The sequence below is a fragment of the Rhodococcus sp. GA1 genome (genome assembly GCF_024321955.1).
Taxonomy (GTDB): Bacteria; Actinomycetota; Actinomycetes; order Mycobacteriales; family Mycobacteriaceae; genus Rhodococcus; species Rhodococcus pyridinivorans.
Map to the genome: position 1 here is coordinate 4,910,023 of NZ_CP097186.1, position 21,028 is coordinate 4,931,050.

Below are 21,028 nucleotides of genomic sequence, written 5' to 3' on the forward strand. Positions count from 1 at the left end.
TCAGGGCACCCCCGCACCGTGCAGCTCGTGCAGATCCTCGGCGCTCAACCCCTCGAGCGTGGACCGGAACACCCGCCGCTCCGAGCCGGGCACATCCACCAGTGACGGCACCACCAGCACCGTGCACCCGGCCGCATCCGCCGCGGCCGCCCCGGTCGGGGAATCCTCCACCGCCAGACACTGCGCCGGATCCAGACCGAGCAACTCCGCAGCCCGACGGTAGGGCGCCGGATCGGGTTTGCCGGCCGGCACCTCGTCGCCACACACCGAATGATCGAAATGCTCACGGCCCAGGGTCGCGAGGGCCACCTCACACAACGCCCGCTCGGTGTTGGTCACCAGCACCGACCCCAGTCCCGCCTCGCGGACGGTGCGCAGCGCGGCCTGCGCGCCGGGCCGCCACGTGAGCCCGTCGGCGAACAACCGGCCCATGTAGTCGGTCAGCCACGCCGCCGCAGCCGCCGCCTCGTCCCGGGTCGGTTCCAGACCCAACCCGGCGAAGGTGCGCAGCACCGCCAGATCCATCGGCCCCCCGATCGTGGAGATGCGGGTCTCGTCGCTCATCGGCCCACCGAGATGCAACGACAACTCGTGCATCCCGATGTCCCACAAGCGTTCCGATTCGAGCAGGGTGCCGTCCATGTCCCACAGCACCGCCCGCAGCGCACCGGTCTGCACCGCGAGCGGCGCCTCCACCCGATCAGACATTGAAATACTTCGCCTCCGGGTGGTGCAGCACGAACGCATCGGTGGACTGCTCGGGGTGCAACTGCAGCTCCTCCGACAGCTCCACCCCGATCCGCTCGGGTTCGAGCAGCTCGACCAGTTTGATGCGGTCCTCGAGATTCGGGCACGCGCCGTAACCGAACGCGAACCGGGCACCGCGGTAGGCAAGCTTGAAGTACTCCGCGACCTCCTCCGGATCCTCGTCCGCGGCCGTGCCGCCCTCGGCGAACGCCAGCTCCTGCCGCACCCGCCGATGCCAGTACTCGGCCAGCGCCTCGGTCAGCTGCACACCGATGCCGTGCACCTCGAGATAGTCGCGGTACGAATTCGACGCGAACAACTCGTTCGCGAAGTCCGCGATCGGCTGCCCCATCGTCACCAACTGGAACGGCCACACATCCACCTGGCCCGACGCGAGCGCATCCTCCCGCGACCGCACGAAATCGGCGATGCACAGGAACCGCGAACGCTGCTGCCGCGGGAAGGTGAACCGGTAACGCTCGGGAGCATCCGGGCGCGGCTCGGTCAGCACCACCACGTCGTCACCCTCGGACACCGCCGGGAAGTAGCCGTACACCACCGCCGCGTGCTGCAGGATGCCCTCGGTCGCCAACCGGTCCAGCCAGTATCGCAACCGCGGCCGGCCCTCGGTCTCCACGAGCTCCTCGTAGCTCGGGCCGTCGCCACCGCGCTGCCCGCGCAGGCCCCACTGCCCCAGGAACAGCGCACGCTCGTCGACCAGCGCCGCATAGTCGGCCAGCGGGATGCCCTTGATCACCCGGGTGCCCCAGAACGGCGGCGTCGGCACCGGCAGATCCTTCGCGACGTCACTGCGCTCGGGGATCTCCGCCGGCGTTTCCGCGGCCTTGCGCTTCTCCGCGATTCGCTTGCTGCGCTCGTGCCGCTCCTTGCGCTCGGCGGCCTTGCGGGCGGCCTCGATCGCCTCCGGACTGTCCGGCGCCGGACCCTCACCGCGCTTCTCGGCCATGACCCGGTCCATCAGCGACAGACCCTCGAACGCATCGCGCGCGTAGGACACCTTGCCCTCGTAGACCTCCGCCAGATCGTTCTCGACGTAACTGCGGGTCAGCGCCGCACCACCGAGCAACACCGGGAACTGCTCCGCGACCCCGCGGGAGTTGAGCTCCTCGAGGTTCTCCTTCATCACCACCGTCGACTTCACCAGCAGACCCGACATGCCGATCACATCGGCGCGCTTGTCCACCGCCGCGTCGAGGATCGTCGCGATCGGCTGCTTGATGCCGAGGTTGACCACCTCGTAGCCGTTGTTCGACAGGATGATGTCCACGAGGTTCTTGCCGATGTCGTGCACATCGCCCTTGACCGTCGCCAGCACGATCCGGCCCTTGCCCTCGTCGCCCGTCGACTCCATGTGCGGCTCGAGGAACGCCACCGCGGTCTTCATCACTTCGGCGGACTGCAGCACGAACGGCAACTGCATCTGACCCGACCCGAACAGCTCACCGACAGTCTTCATGCCCGACAGCAGCGTGTCGTTGATGATCGCCAGCGGCGGGGTGGTCCTCATCGCCTCGGTCAGATCGTCCTCGAGACCGTTGCGCTCGCCGTCGACGATGCGCCGCTCGAGCCGCTCGAACAGCGGCAACGCCGCCAGCTCCTGCGCCCGCGACTCGCGTGCCGACGCCGCCGACACCCCCTCGAACAGCTCCATCAGCTTCTGCAGCGGGTCGTACCCCTCGCTGCGCCGGTCGTACACCAGATCCAGCGCGACCTGCCGCTGTTCCTCCGGGATCCGCGCCATCGGCAGAATCTTCGACGCGTGCACGATCGCCGTATCCAGACCCGCCGCGGTGCACTCGTTCAGGAACACCGAGTTCAACACCTGCCGCGCCGCCGGATTCAGACCGAACGACACATTCGAGATGCCCAGCGTGAAGTGCACCTCCGGATGCGCCTCATGGAGGCGGCGGATCGCCTCGATCGTCTCGATCGCATCGCGCCGCACCTCCTCCTGACCCGTCGAGATCGGGAAGGTCAACGCATCGACGATGATGTCCTGCGGCGACAACCCCCACCGACCGGTCAGATCCGCGATCAACCGCTCGGCGATGCGCACCTTGTGCTCGGCGGTGCGGGCCTGGCCCTCCTCGTCGATCGTCAACGCGACCACCGCCGCGCCGTGCTCGACGACGTGCTCCATGATCCGCTCGAACCGCGAACCCGGACCGTCACCGTCCTCGTAGTTCACCGAGTTCACCGCACACCGACCACCGAGATGCTCGAGGCCCGCCTTGATCACGTCCGGCTCCGTCGAGTCGATCATGATCGGCAACGTCGACGACGTCGCGAACCGCGACGCCAGCTCCGCCATGTCCGCCGCCCCGTCACGCCCGACGTAGTCGACGTTCAGATCAAGCATGTGCGCACCGTCGCGGATCTGATCCTTCGCGATGTCCAGGCACTTCTGCCAATCCGCGGCGAGCATCGCCTCACGGAACGCCTTCGACCCGTTCGTGTTGGTCCGCTCACCGATCATCAGGATCGACGCGTCCTGCTCGAACGGCACCGAGGTATACAGCGACGACACACCCGGCTCCGGCTGCGCGGCGCGCGGCGCCGGCTGCACCCCCCGCACCGCCGCCGCAACCTGCCGGATGTGCTCGGGGGTGGTGCCGCAGCAGCCACCGACGAAGGTCAACCCGTACTCGGAGACGAAACCTGCCAGGGCCTCGGCGAGCTCCTCCGGCTGCAGCGGGTACTCGGCGCCGTTCGCGCCCAGCACCGGCAGACCCGCATTCGGCATCACCGACACCGGGATCGTCGCGTGCTGCGACAGATACCGCAGGTGCTCGCTCATCTCCGCCGGACCGGTCGCGCAGTTCAACCCGATCAGGTCGATGCCGAGCGGCTCGAGGGCGGTCAGCGCGGCACCGATCTCGGAACCGAGCAGCATCGTGCCGGTGGTCTCCACTGTCACGTGGGTAACGATCGGGATCCGGCGACCGGCCTGCTCCATCGCCCGCTTGCTACCGATGATCGCGGCCTTCGCCTGCAACAGGTCCTGACAGGTCTCCACCAGGATCGCGTCGGCACCACCGTCGAGCATGCCCAGCGCCGCCTCACCGTAGGCGTCGCGCAGCGCAGCGAACGGCGCGTGGCCGAGGGTGGGCAGCTTCGTACCCGGACCCATCGACCCGATCACCATCCGGGCCATGCCGTCGGCGCCGGGACCCATCTCGTCGGCGACCTCGCGGGCGAGGCGGGTACCGAGCTCGGACAGCTCACGGATACGGTCGGCGATGTCGTAGTCGGCGAGGTTGGGCAGGTTGCAGCCGAAGGTGTTCGTCGAGACGACATCGGCGCCGGCCTCGAAGTACGCCCGGTGGATCCCCCGGATCACATCGGGACGAGATTCGTTGAGGATCTCGTTGCACCCCTCCAAACCGCGGAAGTCGTCGAGCGACAGATCCGCGGCCTGCAACATGGTGCCCATCGCCCCGTCTCCGATGACAACGCGCTGGCTCAGCGCATCGAGCAGGACAGAATGAAGTGGGGTGGACATGCCCTTCAGACTAGTGGGCGCCCGGATCGGGCCGGGTCGTAGGCTGGACGAGTGAGTACACCCGAGTTTCCCGAGACCCCGGACCAGGACGTCCCCGTCCTGCGCGATCCGGTGCTCGTCGCCGCCTTCGAAGGGTGGAACGACGCCGGCGACGCCGCCAGCGGCGCCGTCGAACACCTCGAGTTGATCTGGGACGCCGAGCCGTTCGCGGAGCTGGACTCCGAGGAGTACTACGACTACCAGGTCAACCGGCCGCAGGTGCGGCTCGTCGACGGGGTCACCCGCGAGATCGACTGGCCCACCACCCGGCTGTCGCTGTGCTCCCCGCCCGGCAGCGACCGCGACATCGTCCTCCTGCACGGCATCGAGCCGAGCATGCGCTGGCGCAGCTTCTGCGACGCCATCATCGAACTCGTCGACGAGTTCGAGGTCCACACCGTCGTCCTGCTCGGCGCACTGCTCGCCGACACCCCGCACACCCGCCCGGTCCCGGTGACCGGCACCGCCTACAGCTCCGAGGCCGCCGAACGCTTCAAGCTGCAGACCTCCCGCTACGAAGGACCCACCGGGATCACCGGCGTGCTGCAGGACGCCTTCGTCCGCGCGGGCATCCCCGCGGTGTCGTTCTGGGCGGCGATCCCCCACTATGTGTCCAACCCGCCGAACCCCAAGGCCACCGTGGCGCTGCTGCGCCGCGTCGAGGACGTCCTCGACCTCGAGGTGCCCCTTGGCGAACTCCCCCTCCTCGCCGAGGAGTGGGAACAGACCGTCACCGACATGATCGAGGACGACGAGGAGATCGCCGAGTACGTGCGCACCCTCGAGGAGCGCGGCGACGCCGAGGCCGAGGAGGACATCTCCGAGGTCATCGCCAAGATCGACGGCGACGCCCTCGCCGCCGAGTTCGAACGCTATCTGCGGCGACGGGGCCCCGGCGGCTTCAACAAGTGAGGGATCTGCGCGAACCGCTGCAGCGCACGGCGCTGTACGCGGGCGGCTTCCTCGGTCCCTTCGGCGGCAGTGTCGTCGTGTCGATGCTGCCGGAGATCGGCGCCGACACCGGTGTGTCCACCGGCACAGCCGCGACGACGGTCACCGCCTATCTCGGTGTGTTCGCCGCCGCGATGCTGTTCTCCGGCACGCTCGGCGCACGGTGGGGACGCGTCCGCACCGTGCGCACCGCCTATCTCGTCTACGCGGCGGTCTCGATCGCCGCGGCGCTGGCGCCGACCTTCTCGGTGCTCATCGGCACCCGCATGCTGCAGGGCGCGGCCAACGCGTTCACCACTCCGCTGCTGCTCGCGGCGCTGGCCGTTATCACCCCGAAGGACAGGCTCGGCCGCGCTCTCGGATTGTTCGGGGCGATGCAGGCCGCCGGCCAAACCGTCGCCCCACTGATCGGCGGTCTCGCCGCCGAGGTGAGCTGGAGATGGGCGTTCGTCGTGCTTGCCGGCGCCGCGCTGCTCCTGGCGCTCGCCGGCCTGCCCGAATGGGTGCGCGACGACCCGTCCGGTACCACTCGGGTCCGACTGCGCGACGCGCTGACCCCGCGCGTCCTGCGTATCGGGCTGGTCGCATTGCTCGGTTGGGGTGCGCTCGGCGGACTCGGATTCCTCCTCGCCTTCCGGGTCGAGGACGACTTCGGGTTGTCCCCGTCCGAACGCGGCGTGGTACTCACCGTGTTCGGACTCGCCGGCATCCTCAGTTCCCGGCCGGTCGGGATGCTCATCGACCGCGTCGGTGCCCGCGCGATCGTGCTCATCGGCGCGGTGAGCGGCGCAGCGCTGGTCGTGGTCGTCGGTACCGTCCCGTGGCTCGTCGTGCTCGGCGTCGCGTGGTTCCTGGCAGGTATCGCTTCGCAGTTCATCCTCGTCGGGGTCAACGCCGCGGTGCTCGGTGGGCCGGGCGGCAACCGCGGTGGCGCGGTGTCCGTCGTGCAGGCCTTCCGCTTCGGCGGTGCGGCCTTCTCCCCTCTCCTGCTGACGCCGGTGTACGGCGCCGACCCGGTCCTCGCGTTCCTGCTGCCTGCCGCGCTGCTCGGTGTGCTCGTTCCCCTGGCCATGACTCGACGCCCTGAGGCATCGAGCCGCTGACACCGACGTTTTCCTGGCAGGTTTGGTGGTTGGTAGCTGGTGCCGCGCTGTGTGGTGAGTAGGTCCTGAAGGAGGATGGGTTCTGGTTTTCTATGATTTCCGTATTATTCAGAATATCTCCAAGAGCTCTCAAACCGGTCCCGCAGTCGCCTCAGACCGAGCGCCTCTCCCATCCTCGCCCACCCGGCGTCCGGCCGGTCCACCGCTGGAACGCCACCGAGAAGCTCGACGCATCGACGTAGCCCAGACGGTGCGCCACCCTCTCCACCGGCAGGCCCGCATCCAGCAGCTCCCCCGCCATCGTCCCCCAGCGTCTCGGCCACGATCGCCCGGTACGAGGCCCCCCTCCTCCCCCAGCGTCTCGGCCACCTGGTCCTGCGTGGGGCCCTCCGCGGCCCGGCGCAGCAGCACTTCCCGCACGCGGGCGCCGAGCTCGCCGTGGTTCTGTCTGCGCTGCAGCAGTTCCGCGCACTCCCGCAGCAGTACGGCGGCGGCCTCCGGGCTCGTGGTCGGCATGGGCCGGTCCAACGCCCGCGCGTCCACTACCACCGCATGCGTCGACGCCGTCGTCTTCACCAGGAACCCCCGGTCGCGAAACACCGGCGCGATCCGCTCACCGAGCGATTCGGCCACCTCGATGCGACGGATCTCGGACGGCTGCCCCCACAGCGCACCCCAATGGGCGAGAATCCCCGGGACGTCGCGCTCCAGCAGGAAGCCCCGCAGCTGCGCCGGCACGTGCCGGTCGTCGAGGCAGAAGCGGACTTCGTCGCCCGCATACTCCAGGGCGGCGCGCGAGAAGGCGAAGGTGAGATCGAAGAAACGGGTGCCCACCTCGATGCCGTCGCGCACCGTCGCACAGCTCATCAGGGCGTAACCGAAGATCCCGTGCACCGCCGCCCGGATCGATGCGCGCTTCGGCACCACGGTGTTCCGGTGGCCTCTGGACGTCACCGACCGAGGGTCCTTCGACGAATTCCTCAGCCTGGCCCACATGGAGTTCGGCGGGATCGACGTGCTCGTCAACAACGCCGGTATCATGCCCACCGGCGCGTTCCTCGAGGAGACCGACTCGGTCACCGACCGGCAGATCGACATCAACGTCCGCGGTGTGATCTTCGGTTCGAAGCCGGCCGCGGCGCGGTTCACCGAACAGGGCTACGGACACATCGTCAATCTCGGCTCCGTCGTGGGCATCGAAGGCGCCCCCGGCCTCACGGTGTACTCCGCGACCGAGCACGCCGTGATCGGCCCGGACGAGGTCGCCGCCGCGATCGTGCAGGTGATCGCGACGGCTCGTCCCGGCCTGCGGTACGTGCCCCGCACGGCGGGCGCGATCCTCGGAGCGCGGAAGGCGGTGCCGGAAGCGACCCGTCACCGCATCACCGCGGCATTCGGTCTGCAGTCGCTGGCACTGAACACCGACGAGACCGCGCGGGCGGCCTACCGTCGGCGCACCGAGGCTCCGAACCAGGCAGCGGCCGGCGAGGACTCGGCGGCGAAGAATCCCTCCGGCAGCGCACGCTGATCCGACGCGCGCTGCCGACCGGGGCTCAGTCTCCGGTCGGCAGCGCGCGCAGCGAGCGCACCGTGGCGTCGACGGCGCGAGCCGCCTCGGCGCCCTTCTTGACGAAGTGCCGCGTGAAGTACTCGACGTGCTCGTCGTGCTCGTGGAAGTTGTGCGGGGTGAGCACGACGGAGAAGACCGGCACATCGGTGTCGAGCTGGACGCGCATCAGGCCGTCGATCACCGCGGTGGCGACGAAGTCGTGCCGGTAGATGCCGCCGTCGACGACCAGCCCGGCCGCGACGATCGCGTCGTAGCGCCCGGTCTTCGCCAGTCGCTTGGCGTGCAGCGGGATCTCGAAGGCGCCGGGGACCTCGAAGAAGTCCAGGGCGTCCTGCGAGACGCCGAGGCGGGTGATCTCCTCGGTGAAGCCTGTACGTGCCTGGTCGACGATGGTGCGGTGCCAGGTCGCCTGAACGAACGCGATGCGCCCGGTGATGTCGGTCATGGTCACGAAACTAGCGCATGCCGCGTCATAGTTTGCGGTGCGGGAGAGGGGCTGTTCCGCCCTATGGGATTTCGATTATTTCTCTTTTCCGTCATGCACAGAGTGACTACGGTGGTGGATGTGACACAATCGGCTCCCGTCCCCGAGAACACCATCGGTCCCCGCCCCGAGCGGTACATCGACATCTACCGTCGCGCCACCGCCCGACTCGAGGCGTGCCTGCCGCTCGGCTGGTCGCTGTCGAGCGACCGCCCCCGCTCCCCCGAGGCACCCACCCGGATGCTCGTCTCCGCCCCCGACGGCGACACCGTGTCCTTCTCCGTGGTCGCCTCCCGAGGTGTGCTCTCCGGCGACGTCGCGCGCATCGCCGCCGACCTGTCCGACTCCGACCGCGGCTTCGTGTGCGCCCACTATCTGTCCGATCCGGTGCGCCGCCAGCTCGACCGGCACGGCATCTCCTACGCCGACGCGACCGGCAACCTCTCGCTCGTCGCCGACCGCCCGGCGGTGTGGGTCCGCGACCGCGGCGCCGACGCCGACCCGTGGCGCGGCCCGGGCCGCCCGTCCGGGGTGCTCACCGGCGAACCGTCCGACCGCGTGGTGCGCGCACTCGCCGATCACGTCGGGGAGATCTCCGTCCCGGAACTGATCAAGCTGTCCGGCGCGTCTACCGGCGCGACCTACCGCGTCGTCGAGGTGCTCGTCGAACGTGAGCTCGTGCGCCGGGTCCCGCGCGGCCCGATCGTCGAGGTGCGCTGGGAACCGATGCTGCGGGCCTGGGCCGCCGAGCGGAAGGTGTGCGCGGTCCGCCGGTTCACCGCCCCCGAGGGCGTCACCGCGACCCGCGCGAGACTGGCCGAACGCATCGACATCCCCTACGCGCTCACCGGCGTCGGCGCCACCGACTACGCGGCCCCGACGCTGCTCGAGGTCTACGCCGACGACCCCGACGACTTCGCCGACAGTCTCGGCCTGCGCCCGGTCGAGCACGGCGGCGACGTCGTGGTGGCGATCCCCTGGTCGCCGGTGATCTTCGAACGGATGGACCGTCGCGGCGGACTGCGCCATGCCGCCGTCTCACACGTCTACGCCGACCTGCTGGCCGGCCCGTTCCGCAACGACGATGCCGCCGAACACGTCCGCTCCCGGCTCACCGCGGACGAGCACTGGCGACGCCCGGTCCGCTGACCGCTGCATCCGGCCGATCCCCCTCCCCGGATCCACGGCCGAGCCTTTCGATCTTTGTGTACGGTGCGAACCATGACGGGTCGCCGCGACGACAGGAGTACCGATCAGATGACCGCGCCGCGCACCGTGGAGGACCTACCGTCGGCACTCGACGGCGCCGCTCTGTCCGATCGTCTCGCGGGCCGCCGGCCCGCGGTCTTCCTCGACTACGACGGTGTGCTCACCCCGATCGTCGCCCGTCCCGAGGACGCGGTGTGGTCGGATGCCATGCGCCGCACCGTCCGTGAACTCGCCGACCGCGTGTCGGTGTGCATCGTCACCGGCCGCGACCGCGACGTCGTCCAGCAGCTCATGGGGGTCGACGATCTCGTCGTCGCCGGCAGCCACGGTTTCGACATCTGGAGCCCCACCCACGGGCAGATCGCCCACGACGTCCTCACCGACTTCACCGATCTGATCACCGAGACCACCGAGACCCTGCGCACCCGCCTGGACGGTCTCGACGGTGTCGGCATCGAACCGAAGCGCGCGTCGGTTGCCGTGCACTACCGGCAGGCCTCCCCCGAGGTGCACGACCGGGTGGGTGCGATCGTCGAGACGCTGTTGCAGGAGAACCCCGACCGGCTCGCCGTGGTGCCGGGAAAGATGGTCTACGAACTCAAACCGGCCGTGGACTGGAACAAAGGCAAGGCGGTTCTGCACCTGATCGAGGTCCTCGGTCTCGCCTCCGACGACGTCGTGCCGCTCTATCTCGGCGACGACATCACCGACGAGGACGCCTTCCGGGCGTTGCGGGGTCGCGGCATCGGGATCCTCGTCGGCAGCCCCGACGACCCGGAGATGGCCGGACGCCGCACCGACGCCGAGTTCGTCCTCGCGTCGGTCGACGACGTCGAACGTTTCCTGTCGGCCCTGGGCAGATGACAGCGCCGCCGGGTGACAGCACCGCCGGACAGTTCGTGTCGAGTACGACCCGCCAGGAGGTTCGCGTGTACGACCCGGAGTTCACCCTCGACTACGACGGTTTCGATCCAGACGACGAACCCCTGCGCGAAGCCCTGACCTCGACGGGCAACGGCTACTTCTGTTCACGCGGCACCGCCGAGTGGGAAGACATGGGCGAGGTCCATTATCCGGGGACCTACGCGCATCGTTGCTACAACCGCGAGACCACCATCATGGGTGGCAGCCCGGTCCTGAACGAGGATCTGGTCAACCTCCCGAACTGGCTCGTGCTGAAGCTGCGCATCGACGGCGGCGAGGCGATCCGCCTGGCACAGGTGGAGATCCTCGACTACCGGCACGTCTACGACATCCGCACCGCCACCGTGGTCCGCGAACTGCGGTTCCGGGATCGGCACGGCCGCGAGACGTCGCTGTGCAGCAGGCGGTTCGTGAGCATGGAGCATCCGAACCAGGGGGCGCTCGAATGGTCGCTGACCCCGGAGAACTGGTCGGGGCGGGTCGAGATCGTCACCGCCCTCGACGGCCGGGTCTCCAACCGCGCCGTGGCCCGCTACCGCGATCTCGAGGCACGGCACCTCGATCCGGTCTCGCCGCGCACCTACGGCCCCGAGACGATCGCGCTGAAGGTGCAGATCCGCCAGTCCGACACCTACATCGCCCAGGCCGCCCGCACCCGGGTGTTCCGGGAGGGCTCGTGCGGGGCGATGCTCGTCGACCGCGATCTGTACCAGATGGAGGACTACATCCAGCAGGTCCTCTCCTTCGACATCGCCGAGGGCTCGACGGTGCGCATCGAGAAGATGGTGGCGATGTTCACCTCCCGCGACGACGCGATCACCGAGCCCCTCGCGTCGGCGGGCCGGCACGTGTTGCGCTATCCGGATTTCGCCGAGGCGTACGACGAGCACGTCGCGGCCTGGGACGAGTTGTGGGACATCTGCGACATCCGGCTGCCGCGGGAGCCGCGCGCGCAGTTGCTGTTGCGTCTGCACGTCTCGCACGTGCTGCAGGTCTGCTCACGGCACACCGCGCGCCTCGACGCGGGAGTGCCGGCGCGCGGACTCAACGGCGAGGCTTATCGCGGGCACGTGTTCTGGGACGAGATGTTCGTCTATCCCTTCCTGAACATGCGGGTCCCCGAGATCACCAAGGGACTGATCCTCTACCGTTACCGCCGGTTGGGCGAGGCGCAGGCCGCGGCGAGCGAGGCCGGTTACCGCGGCGCGATGTTCCCCTGGCAGAGCGGCAGCGACGGCACGGAGGAGACCCAGACGGTGCATCTCAATCCGATGTCGGGGCAATGGGATCCGGACTTGAGCCGGAACCAGCGTCACGTCAGCGCCGCGATCTTCTACAACGTGTGGCACTACTACCAGGCCACCGACGACGTCGACTTCCTGGCCGACTACGGCGCCGAGATGATGCTCGAGATCGCGCGGTTCTGGGCGTCGATCGCGCACTACAACCCCGACCGGGACCGCTACGAGATCCATGGGGTGATGGGCCCGGACGAGTTCCACGAACGGTATCCGGGAGCCACCGAGGGCGGTCTGCGCAACAACGCGTACACCAACGTGATGGTCGCGTGGATCGCGGCGCGCGCCCTGGACGTCTTCGAGGTGTTGTCGAAGAGCCGGCGCACGGCCCTGCGGGCCCGGTTGCGGGTCACCGACGAGGAACTGCGCACCTGGTCGGAGATGAGCCGGAGAATGTTCGTGCCCTACCACGACGGGGTGATCAGCCAGTTCGAGGGCTACGAGGATCTCGAGGAACTCGACTGGGAGCACTACCGCACGAAGTACGGCAACATCGGTCGGATGGACCGCATCCTGCGCGCCGAGGGCCGCGACCCGGATGCCTACAAGGTGGCCAAGCAGGCCGACACGGTGATGCTGTTCTTCCTGTTCGACGACGCCGAGCTGCGCCAGGTGTTCGAGCAGCTCGGTTATCCCTACGATCGCGACCTCGTGCGCCGCACCGTCGACTACTACGACCAGCGCACCTCGCACGGCTCGACGCTCAGTCACGTGACGTTCGCCGGTGTGCTCGCGACCTTCGATCCGCAGTCGTCGTGGCTGCGGTTCAAGCTCGCGCTCGAGAGCGATGTCAGCGACCTGCAGGGCGGCACCACCAAGGAAGGCATCCACATGGGGGTCATGGGCGGCACCCTCGATCTGGTGCAGCGCTACTACGTCGGTGCCCGCGCGTACGGCGACGTGCTCGTCTTCCGGCCCAAGCTCGTCTCGCACCTCGACGGGGTGTCGTTCTCCATGCGGTACCGCGGCACTCCCCTGCGGGTGCGGATCGACGGCGACAAGCTGTCGGTGCGCGCCGAGACCGAGGGCTTCCGGGTGCCGGTGCAGGTCGCGGTGGACGGCGAACTCGTCGAGCTCGGCGCCGGCGAGTCGCACGAGTTCCGGCTCGCCGCCGTCCCCGCCTGACCGCGAGGAGGACATCGTGCCCGAGACGCAGTCGCGGTTCCGTGCGGTGATCTTCGACGTCGACGGGGTGCTCGTCGATTCACCGCACGAGACGGCGTGGCGGGAAGCGCTGGCGGAGTTGATGACCGGCGACTGGCGCGACCTGCAACCCGAGACCTCCTGGACCGACGACGCGTTCACCGCGGCGGTGTACCGGCAGGTGCTGTCGGGTCGGCCGCGGATGGACGGCGCCCGCGCCGCGCTCGAATACTTCGCGGTGCCCGACGCCGAGCGCCGCGCGGTGGACTACGCCCAGCGCAAGCAGGCCCGGTTGCTGCGGTTGATCGACGAGCGCCGGTTCCGCGCCTACGACGACGGGGTGCGCTTCGTCGCGGCCGTGCAGGCGGCGGGGATCGCGGTGGCCGCGGCGTCCTCGTCGAAGAATGCCGGGCTGTTCCTGCGGGCGGTCCCCGCCCACGACCGTCCTGGCGAGGCGCTGCTCGACCGGTTCGACGCGGATCTGTCCGGCCGCCCGGTCGCCCACGGCAAACCCGACCCGGAACTGTTCCTCACCGCCGCCGACGAACTCGAGGTGCCCGCCCAGGCGTGCGTGGTCGTCGAGGACGCGATCAGCGGGATCCGGGCGGCGAAGGCCGGCGGCATGTGGGCGCTCGGTGTCGCCCGTTTCGACGACGCCGCCGACCTCGAGGACGCGGGCGCCGATCTGGTGGTGACCTCCCTCGACGAGGTCGACGTCGACGCCTTCACCGCCGGGCGACTGGCCCGCCGCGGATCGGTTTGACGCTCAGTCTATTCCGACGCCCTGCCAGTGCCAGTCGGTGATCACCGGCATGTCCTCGCCGTGGGTACGCACGTAGCGGGTGTGTTCGGCGAGGATGTTCTCGAGTTCCTCGCGGGCGTGCCCGGCGATCGGCCGGATCCGCTCGACGCGGTCGAGGACGTCGAGCGCGAGGTGGTAGCGGTCGATGCGGTTGAGCACGCACATGTCGAACGGTGTGGTGGTCGTGCCCTCCTCGATGTAGCCGTGGACGTGGAAGTTCTCGTGGTTGGTGCGCCGGTAGACGAGACGGTGGATCAGCCACGGATAGCCGTGGTAGGCGAAGACCACCGGCTTGTCGGTGGTGAACAGCGCGTCGAAGTGCGCGCCCGGCAGCCCGTGCGGGTGCGCCCGGTCGTCCTGCAGCCGCATGAGGTCGACGACGTTGACCACCCGGATCCGCAGGTCGGGGAAGCGGCGGTGCAGGATGTCGACGGCTGCGAGGGTTTCCATCGTGGGGATGTCGCCGGCGCAGGCGAGCACCACATCCGGTTCGACGTCGCGGTCGGTCGAGGCCCACTGCCAGATCCCGATGCCCTTGCGGCAGTGGGTCATCGCGTCGTCGATATCGAGGAACTGTACGGCCGGTTGCTTCCCGGCGACGATCACGTTGATGTACTGGCGGGTGCGCAAGCAATGATCGGCCACCGAAAGCAGGGTGTTGGCGTCCGGCGGCAGGTATACGCGCACGACCTCGGGTTTCTTGTTGACGACGTGGTCGATGAATCCGGGATCCTGGTGCGAGAAGCCGTTGTGGTCCTGCCGCCACACGTGGGAGGTGAGCAGGTAGTTCAGCGACGGGATGGGGCGGCGCCAGCGGATCCGGTTCGTGGTGAGCAGCCATTTGGCGTGCTGGTTCACCATCGAGTCGACCAGGTGCGCGAAAGCCTCGTAGCTGGAGAACAATCCGTGCCGGCCGGTGAGCAGATACCCCTCGAGCCAGCCCTGGCAGGTGTGTTCGGACAGGATCTCCATGACGCGGCCGTCGGGGGCGACCCGGTCGTCAACCGGCTCGATGCGCGCGTTCCAGGTGCGGTCGGTGGCGTCGAGGACCGCGTCGAGGCGGTTGGAGTTGTTCTCGTCGGGCGCGAACATCCGGAAGTTCGTGGCGTTGCGCCGCATGACGTCGCGCAGGAAGGTGCCGAGGATGCGGGTGGCCTCGCCGGTGGCGGTGGCCGGTTCGGGAACGTCGACGGCGTAGTCGCGGAAGTCGGGCAGGATCAGATCCCGCAGAACCGCTCCCCCGTTGGCGTGCGGGTTGGCGCTCATCCGCCGGGTGCCACGGGGCGCGAGGTCGCGCAGGGCCGCGACGGGAACGCCGTCGTCGTCGAACAACTCCTTCGGCCGGTAGCTGCGCAGCCACTCCTCGAGGAGGTGGCGGTGCTCGTCGTTCCTGCGCGGATCACCGATCGGCACCTGGTGGGCGCGCCACGTGCCCTCGACCGGGGCGTCGTCGACCTCCACCGGGCCGGTCCAGCCCTTCGGGGACCGGAGCACGATCATCGGCCACGCCGGGCGGGTCGCGTTTCCCGAGCTGCGGGCGGTCTGCTGGATCTCGGAGATGCGGTCGAGCGCCGCGTCGAGGGCGGCGGCGAAGCGCCGATGCATGTCGGCGGGATGGTCGCCGGCGACGACGATCGGTTCGTGCCCGTAGCCACGCAGCAGCGAGATCAGTTCGTCCTCGCCGATGCGCGCGAGCACCGTCGGGTTGGCGATCTTGAAACCGTTGAGGTGCAGGATCGGCAGTACCGCGCCGTCGCGGCGCGGGTCGACGAATTTCGTCGAATGCCAGCTCGCGGCCAGCGGCCCCGTTTCGGCTTCGCCGTCGCCGACGACCGCGGCGACGATCAGATCGGGATTGTCGAAGGCGGCGCCGTAGGCATGCGAGAGGGAGTAGCCGAGTTCACCGCCCTCGTGGATCGATCCGGGGGTCTCGGGGGCGACGTGGCTGGGAATGCCGCCGGGGAACGAGAACTGGCGGAACAGGCGCCGCATGCCGTCCTCGTCGCGGGAGATATCCGGGTAGACCTCGCTGTAGGTGCCTTCGAGCCACGCCGCGGCCACCGGTCCGGGTCCGCCGTGACCGGGACCCATGACGTACATCATGTCCAGGTCGCGGGTGGTGATGGCGCGGTTGAGGTGCGCGTAGACGAAGTTCAATCCCGGTGTGGTGCCCCAGTGTCCGAGCAGCCGCGGTTTGATGTGTTCGGGCCGCAGCGGTTCGCGCAGCAGCGGATTGTCCATGAGGTAGATCTGGCCGACGGACAGATAGTTCGCGGCCCGCCACCACGCGTCGAGGGTGCCGAAGTCGGTGTCGGTGGTGGGGAGCTGCATCGTTCTCCTCGTCGTCGCTGATATCCGGCGCCGGCCAGGGCTTTCCCGCGAATGCGCATGCGGGGCCCGGCCTGCCGCGTACCCTCGCTCGGAACGGTACCCAATCGCGGAGGTACCCACTCCCGGTACCGACCGGAACGATCCGACACCGGAAGTCGAATGCGAATGCCCTGGGCCAGGACCGCACAGGAACGCACAGTCGATTACGAAGCACCGCAACGGCGGGTGATCCATCCCGTTCGCAGGCCGCGCGGTGGGGGTGATCGGGCGCTCGTGGCGTTCGCACACCTGGTCACGGCGGTGGCCGGTGGCCGCGGCTACTGGTTCGACGAGATGTACATGCTGGCCGTGGGCCGCAATCACCTCGACTGGGGGTTGGCCGACCAGCCGCCGGTCGCGCCGCTGATCGCATGGGTCGCCGAGGTGGTCGTGCCCGGGTCGGTCCTCGTGGGGTAGCCGTAGTACTCGGGAAAAATCGGGCGGATATGGCCAGGTAACCTGCTGACCTGGGAGTCTTCGTACTCAGGTGGGAGATGCGGGTGGCAGGCCAGGTGTTCACCGAAGAAGAGTTGATGTCCCTGCGGAGGTTCCCGGAGATCGGGCGGGAGGAGCTGTTCCGCTTCTTCACATTAACCCCGGCCGATGCGGCGTTCGTCGACCCAGGTCGAGGTCGCGGTCCAGCCGACCGGCTGGGTCGTGCTGTTGCCCTGTGCACGCTGCCGTGGCTGGGTTTCGTACCCTATGACGTGACCTCCGCACCACGGTCAGCGGTTCTGCGGCTGGCCGAGCAGCTTCGAGTCGATCCGGATGCGATCGGCTCCTACGGGCGGCGAGCAAAGACCCGCACAGATCATTTACTACTGGCGGCAAGGTATCTCGGGTGGCGGACGCCGACGACGTTGGAGTTCAAGGAACTCGACGAGTTCCTGTTGGCGCGGGCGATGGAGCACGATTTGCCGACCCTGCTGTTTCGGCTGGCCTGTGAATACCTGACCTCGGCGAAGGTGATCCGGCCGGGTCCGCTGACGGTGGTCAAGCGGATTGCCCATGCACGAGAGGTGGCGCAGGGAGAGACATTCGCCCGGCTGGCGCACGAATTCACCGCCGAACGCCGGACCGGACTCGATGGCCTGCTGGTGACCGATCCGATGATCGGAATGACCCGGCTCCGGTGGCTGGGTACCGGACCGGTGGAGGCCTCACCCGCCGCGGTGAAGGCCGAGATCGCGAAGTTGGAGTTCCTGCGCTCCCTCGGCGCGGACACCCTGGACTTGTCGGCACTGCCCGCGGAGCGGCGCCGGTTCCTGGCCACGATGGGTCGCCGCCTGACCGCGCAGGCGTTGACACGACGTGAGCCGCAACGGCGGTACCCGATCCTGCTGACGCTGGTGGCGCAGTCGGCCACCGAGGTACTCGACGAGGTGATCCAGTTGTTCGACCAGGCCATCTCGGCGCGGGAGAGCAAGGCCGGACACAAGATGCGCGAAGCGCTGGCCGAACGCGCCAAGTCCGGGGAGGACCGGCAGTCGCTGTTAGACGCGATCCTAGCCATCGTCGCCGACCCGGCGATGCCGGACGAGCAGGTCGGCGCACTGATCCGCGGCGAGAAGATCGGATGGCAACGGTTGCGGCCGGCGCAGTCGACCGCGCTGCCACCATTGCCGCGCGATCACGGCCACCTCGCCTCGCTGGACGGCTCCTACGGGTACCTGCGGCAGTTCACCCCACAGGTGCTGGCAGCAGTGACCTTCGCCGGCGGCACCGCCGCCACCGAGCTGCTGGGGGCGGTGGCGATCCTGCGGCACTTGAATGCCACCGGTGCCCGCAAGGTCCCCGACGATGCTCCGAACGGGTTCGTACCCGCCCGCTGGCGCGGCTACCTGGACACGGCGACCGAAAGCGGCAACACCAGCGCGTACCGCCCGCCACTACTGGGAGCTGTGCGTGCCGCTCGCCTTGCGCGACGGGCTGCGGTCGGGGGATGTGTGGGTGCCGGGCTCGCGCCGCTACTGCGATCCGACCGCCTACCTGCTCACCCGCGAAAAGTGGGCCGACCAGCGTGCAGAGTTCTGTCGACTGGTCGGCAAACCCGCCGACGCCACCACCGCGCTGGCCCAGCTGCAGGACGAGCTGCACACGGCGCTGGGCGAACTGGAACAGACTCTCAGCGAAGGCGACGGCCCGGTCCGCCTCGATGAGCGGGGCGATCTGGTGATCTCTCCATTGCCTGCGGAGGACGTGCCAGCCGAGTCGGTGGCACTCAAGGCGGAGCTGACCGAGATGCTGCCGTTCGCGCCGATCGTGTCGCTGTTGATCGAGATGGACCAGCGCACCGGGTTGCTGGACTGCTTCACCCACGCCGGCGGCAAGGCGACCCGCAGCCCGGAGCTGAAACGGAATCTGATCGCGGTGCTTCTGGCGCACGCGACCAACCTCGGGTTGACCCGCATGGCGGATGCCTGCGGCATCTCCTACGACACGCTGGCTTGGACCGCAGAGTGGTACGTGCGGGAGGAGACACTGCGGGCGGCGAACCTCGCGCTGATCGGCTACCACGGCCGTGTTGCCGCTGACCCCGATTCTCGGCTCCGGCACGCTGTCGTCCTCGGATGGGCAGCAGTTCCCCACCCGCGGAAAATCGATCACGTCCAGGGCATTGAGCAGGTACTTCGCGCACGAGGGGCTCTCGACGTACACGCACGTGACCGACCAGCACACCACCTACGGGACCAAGATCATCGTCGCGACGAAACGCGAGGCGCACTATGTGCTCGACGAGATTCTCGGTAATGCCACCGATATCCCGATCACCGAACACGCCACCGACACGCACGGGGTGACGCTGGTCAACTTCGGCCTGTTCGACCTGCTGGGGTTGCAGCTCTCCCCGCGGATCCGGGATCTGGGCAAGATCACCCTGTACCGGACCGGCCCGAAATCACAGGCAGAGGCAAAGTCCCCGCTCGCGGGGCCGCTGCTGACCCGGCGGGCCAACCTCGAGCTGATTGCCGCGCACTGGGACGATCTGTTGCGCCTGTCCGGATCGCTAAAGTTCGGGCATGCCACCGCGTCGCTGCTGGTCGGCAAACTCTCCGCGTCGACCCGGCAGAACGCGCTCGCCGCAGCCCTCAAGGAGTACGGTGCGGTGCGGCGCACCATCTACGCTGCTCGCTATCTGTCCGATCCCGCGTACCGACGCAGGATTTCCCGTCAGCTCAACAAGGGCGAGTCGCTGCACGCCCTCAAACGTGACTTGCTGTATGCCCACGAGGGCACGATCCGTGCCCGCCACCTCGAGCAGCAGACCGAGCAGGCTTGGTGCCTGACGCTGGTCACCAACGCTATGGTGACCTGGACAACCGAGTACTACGGGCTGGCGGTCGAGTCGATGCGCAAGTCCGGACGGGCTATCGACGACGAGGTCCTGACCCATATCTCCCCGGCGCACAGCGAGAACATCAACTTCTTCGGCTCTATCGACGTCGACATCGAGGTTGAGCTGGCTCAGCTCGGCCCCACCGGTTACCGGCCGCTACGGATTGCCGACACCCTGTTCTGAGCGCCGCCTGACAGAGACAACCGCGCCCGATGGCAGGTTCCCGGGCAGGAGCGGTTTACGGATTCGGCGCTCGACGGTGTCGGTCGGTGCGCGGTGACAGCGGTGGTGGACGCCCTCGACCAGAACCCGTCATGGCGCTATTCCAGTACGTCCAGGGGGCGAACCCGTCGGCGTGCTCGTCGCGCAGCACGCCAGCAGGCAGAGCCGTACAGCCCCGTTTCGAGATCGTGGGCGCGGCACATAGCACGCCGAACGCGACCCGGGATCGGACTTCCTCAACATACTGAACATTTGTTTTCTGTTGGGGTCACGGTAGTAATGGCGCAAAAAACAACGAAGTTCGCGTAGTGCCTGGTCAGCGGGTAGACGGACGCTCTTGTTGGTGGCCGCTATCGGTGGCTGCGGTCGGGGCCGATGAGGCTGGTGATGCCGCGCATGGCTGCCGGTGAGGGTTTGAAGTAGCGGCGTAGGTTCTCGGGTTTGCGGTGGCGGGACTTGGCCATCAGCTCCACCAGGCTGGCACCGGCCTCGCCGAGATGCGTCAGGCCGGAATGCCGAAGTTCGTGCAGATCCCAACCGGTGCCGGGCCCATTCGTCGCGGTGGCGGCATCCAGCACGGCGCGGGCCTGGCCGTAGGACAGCCGGGCCAGCCCGGTGTCGGGGCAGATGTCCCGGTCGGCGGCGGCCTTTCCGGGGCCCGGTCGGCGGTGGGTGACGAACAGCGGTCCGCGGGTGCGGCCCTTGGTGAGGCGTGGCAGGAGCCGGGCGGTGCCCGCGTCCCAGTACACGAGCTCGTGCGCGTACTCGTGGTAGGTGGCACCGCGGCGGCGGGTGCGGGGCTTGGCGCCCTTGGACTTCACCGGGCAACACCGCCCGGCCAGATCGAGGTCCTCGATGTTGACCTGGAGCAGTTACTCGGTGCGGGCGCAGGTTTCGTAGAGCATCCGCCACAGCGTCTTCTCCCGGAGGTCGATGTCGCGGCGGGCGATGAGCCGGTCGATCGCGGTGCGCGAGTGCACCGGGGTGGTGGAGTCCGGTGGAGTGGAGCGTTTCACCCAGGCCGGGACCGCCGGGGCGGTGTGGCCGTGCTCGCGGCACCACGCCAGCCACGACGCGACCGCGGCGCGGCGGGCGTTCCAGGTGTTGACTGCTGAGGAGCCCCACAGGGTTTCGAGGGTTTCACCGATCTCATCGTCGGCGACGTCGGCCAGCCGCCGGGTCTCGCCGAGCGTGGCGGTGGTCTTGTCGACGGCGATGCCGTAGGCGCGGCGGGTGTTCGGGGAGCCGATCGAGTCGAGGAAGCTGTCGCCGGCGGCGCGGACGGTGATCCCGGACGGCACGGTGG

Annotated in this window: 15 protein-coding genes and 2 pseudogenes; 9 read left to right on the plus strand and 8 right to left on the minus strand. The window is 68.7% G+C overall.

The window, feature by feature from the left end; translation table 11 throughout:
• Together M3330_RS22890 and metH are read right to left on the minus strand one after the other, a co-directional pair.
• Nucleotides 1-708, minus strand: a complete 708-nt coding sequence (locus M3330_RS22890) for an HAD family phosphatase (RefSeq protein ID WP_255026461.1) — start codon at nucleotides 706-708, stop codon at nucleotides 1-3.
• Nucleotides 701-4,270, minus strand: a complete 3,570-nt coding sequence (gene metH, locus M3330_RS22895; RefSeq protein ID WP_024101032.1) for a methionine synthase — start codon at nucleotides 4,268-4,270, stop codon at nucleotides 701-703. The genes M3330_RS22890 and metH overlap by 8 nt, the downstream gene beginning before the upstream one ends.
• A 51-nt stretch (nucleotides 4,271-4,321) precedes the next feature.
• Here metH and M3330_RS22900 point away from each other — a divergent pair, with 51 nt between their 5' ends.
• The gene (locus tag M3330_RS22900) at nucleotides 4,322-5,221 is read left to right on the plus strand and encodes a PAC2 family protein (protein WP_006552160.1); all 900 of its coding nucleotides are present in this window, start codon (nucleotides 4,322-4,324) and stop codon (nucleotides 5,219-5,221) included.
• Nucleotides 5,218-6,363, plus strand: a complete 1,146-nt coding sequence (locus M3330_RS22905) for an MFS transporter (protein WP_071935030.1) — start codon at nucleotides 5,218-5,220, stop codon at nucleotides 6,361-6,363. The genes M3330_RS22900 and M3330_RS22905 overlap by 4 nt, the downstream gene beginning before the upstream one ends.
• Nucleotides 6,364-6,514: 151 nt before the next feature.
• Here M3330_RS22905 and M3330_RS24570 read toward each other — a convergent pair whose 3' ends face one another.
• Nucleotides 6,515-6,664, minus strand: coding sequence for a helix-turn-helix domain-containing protein (locus M3330_RS24570; protein ID WP_369683109.1), 150 nt, complete (start codon nucleotides 6,662-6,664; stop codon nucleotides 6,515-6,517).
• A 272-nt stretch (nucleotides 6,665-6,936) separates the two neighbouring features.
• Nucleotides 6,937-7,404: pseudogene (locus M3330_RS24575) on the minus strand (AraC family transcriptional regulator ligand-binding domain-containing protein); the annotation flags it as partial.
• Between M3330_RS24575 and M3330_RS22915 the strand changes: the two are divergent.
• On the plus strand, nucleotides 7,292-7,891 hold the full coding sequence (locus M3330_RS22915; protein WP_255026468.1) for an SDR family NAD(P)-dependent oxidoreductase: 600 nt from the start codon (nucleotides 7,292-7,294) through the stop codon (nucleotides 7,889-7,891). The pseudogene M3330_RS24575 and the gene M3330_RS22915 overlap by 113 nt on opposite strands.
• 25 nt (nucleotides 7,892-7,916) lie before the next feature.
• Here the strand turns inward: M3330_RS22915 and M3330_RS22920 are convergent, their stop codons facing one another.
• Nucleotides 7,917-8,378, minus strand: coding sequence for a 6,7-dimethyl-8-ribityllumazine synthase (locus tag M3330_RS22920; RefSeq protein WP_006552156.1), 462 nt, complete (start codon nucleotides 8,376-8,378; stop codon nucleotides 7,917-7,919).
• Nucleotides 8,379-8,498: 120 nt separating this feature from the next.
• Here M3330_RS22920 and M3330_RS22925 point away from each other — a divergent pair, with 120 nt between their 5' ends.
• From M3330_RS22925 to M3330_RS22940, 4 genes are all read left to right on the plus strand, one after another.
• The gene (locus tag M3330_RS22925) at nucleotides 8,499-9,566 is read left to right on the plus strand and encodes a helix-turn-helix domain-containing protein (protein ID WP_255026470.1); all 1,068 of its coding nucleotides are present in this window, start codon (nucleotides 8,499-8,501) and stop codon (nucleotides 9,564-9,566) included.
• A 72-nt stretch (nucleotides 9,567-9,638) separates the two neighbouring features.
• Nucleotides 9,639-10,490, plus strand: a complete 852-nt coding sequence (gene otsB / locus M3330_RS22930) for a trehalose-phosphatase (protein WP_230810854.1) — start codon at nucleotides 9,639-9,641, stop codon at nucleotides 10,488-10,490.
• Between the two features lie 65 nt (nucleotides 10,491-10,555).
• Nucleotides 10,556-12,973 (plus strand): glycoside hydrolase family 65 protein, encoded by a 2,418-nt coding sequence (locus tag M3330_RS22935; protein WP_198162506.1) that lies wholly within the window; start codon nucleotides 10,556-10,558, stop codon nucleotides 12,971-12,973.
• A 16-nt stretch (nucleotides 12,974-12,989) separates the two neighbouring features.
• Nucleotides 12,990-13,754, plus strand: coding sequence for an HAD family phosphatase (locus M3330_RS22940; RefSeq protein WP_006552152.1), 765 nt, complete (start codon nucleotides 12,990-12,992; stop codon nucleotides 13,752-13,754).
• Nucleotides 13,755-13,757: 3 nt separating this feature from the next.
• Here M3330_RS22940 and M3330_RS22945 read toward each other — a convergent pair whose 3' ends face one another.
• Nucleotides 13,758-16,124, minus strand: coding sequence for a phosphoketolase (locus tag M3330_RS22945; protein ID WP_255026471.1), 2,367 nt, complete (start codon nucleotides 16,122-16,124; stop codon nucleotides 13,758-13,760).
• 273 nt (nucleotides 16,125-16,397) lie between these two features.
• Here M3330_RS22945 and M3330_RS22950 point away from each other — a divergent pair, with 273 nt between their 5' ends.
• Nucleotides 16,398-16,580, plus strand: a complete 183-nt coding sequence (locus M3330_RS22950) for a hypothetical protein (RefSeq protein ID WP_230825377.1) — start codon at nucleotides 16,398-16,400, stop codon at nucleotides 16,578-16,580.
• 83 nt (nucleotides 16,581-16,663) lie between these two features.
• Nucleotides 16,664-19,683, plus strand: a pseudogene (locus M3330_RS24580) (Tn3 family transposase).
• Nucleotides 19,684-20,072: 389 nt separating this feature from the next.
• Here the strand turns inward: M3330_RS24580 and M3330_RS22970 are convergent.
• Complete coding sequence (locus M3330_RS22970) at nucleotides 20,073-20,543, minus strand: hypothetical protein (RefSeq protein WP_255026475.1); 471 nt, start codon at nucleotides 20,541-20,543, stop codon at nucleotides 20,073-20,075.
• A gap of 51 nt (nucleotides 20,544-20,594) precedes the next feature.
• Nucleotides 20,595-21,023: a hypothetical protein gene (locus M3330_RS22975; RefSeq protein ID WP_255026477.1), complete on the minus strand. Its 429-nt coding sequence runs from the start codon at nucleotides 21,021-21,023 to the stop codon at nucleotides 20,595-20,597.
• Nucleotides 21,024-21,028: the final 5 nt, after the last annotated feature.

Bases quoted from the DNA above. Each gene is read 5' to 3' on its own strand.
- M3330_RS22890 (WP_255026461.1), bottom strand. From the start codon at position 708: ATGTCTGATCGGGTGGAGGCGCCGCTCGCGGTGCAGACCGGTGCGCTG.
- metH (WP_024101032.1), bottom strand. From the start codon at position 4,270: ATGTCCACCCCACTTCATTCTGTCCTGCTCGATGCGCTGAGCCAGCGC.
- M3330_RS24570 (WP_369683109.1), bottom strand. From the start codon at position 6,664: ATGGCGGGGGAGCTGCTGGATGCGGGCCTGCCGGTGGAGAGGGTGGCG.
- M3330_RS22920 (WP_006552156.1), bottom strand. From the start codon at position 8,378: ATGACCGACATCACCGGGCGCATCGCGTTCGTTCAGGCGACCTGGCAC.
- otsB (WP_230810854.1), top strand. From the start codon at position 9,639: ATGACGGGTCGCCGCGACGACAGGAGTACCGATCAGATGACCGCGCCG.
- M3330_RS22945 (WP_255026471.1), bottom strand. From the start codon at position 16,124: ATGCAGCTCCCCACCACCGACACCGACTTCGGCACCCTCGACGCGTGG.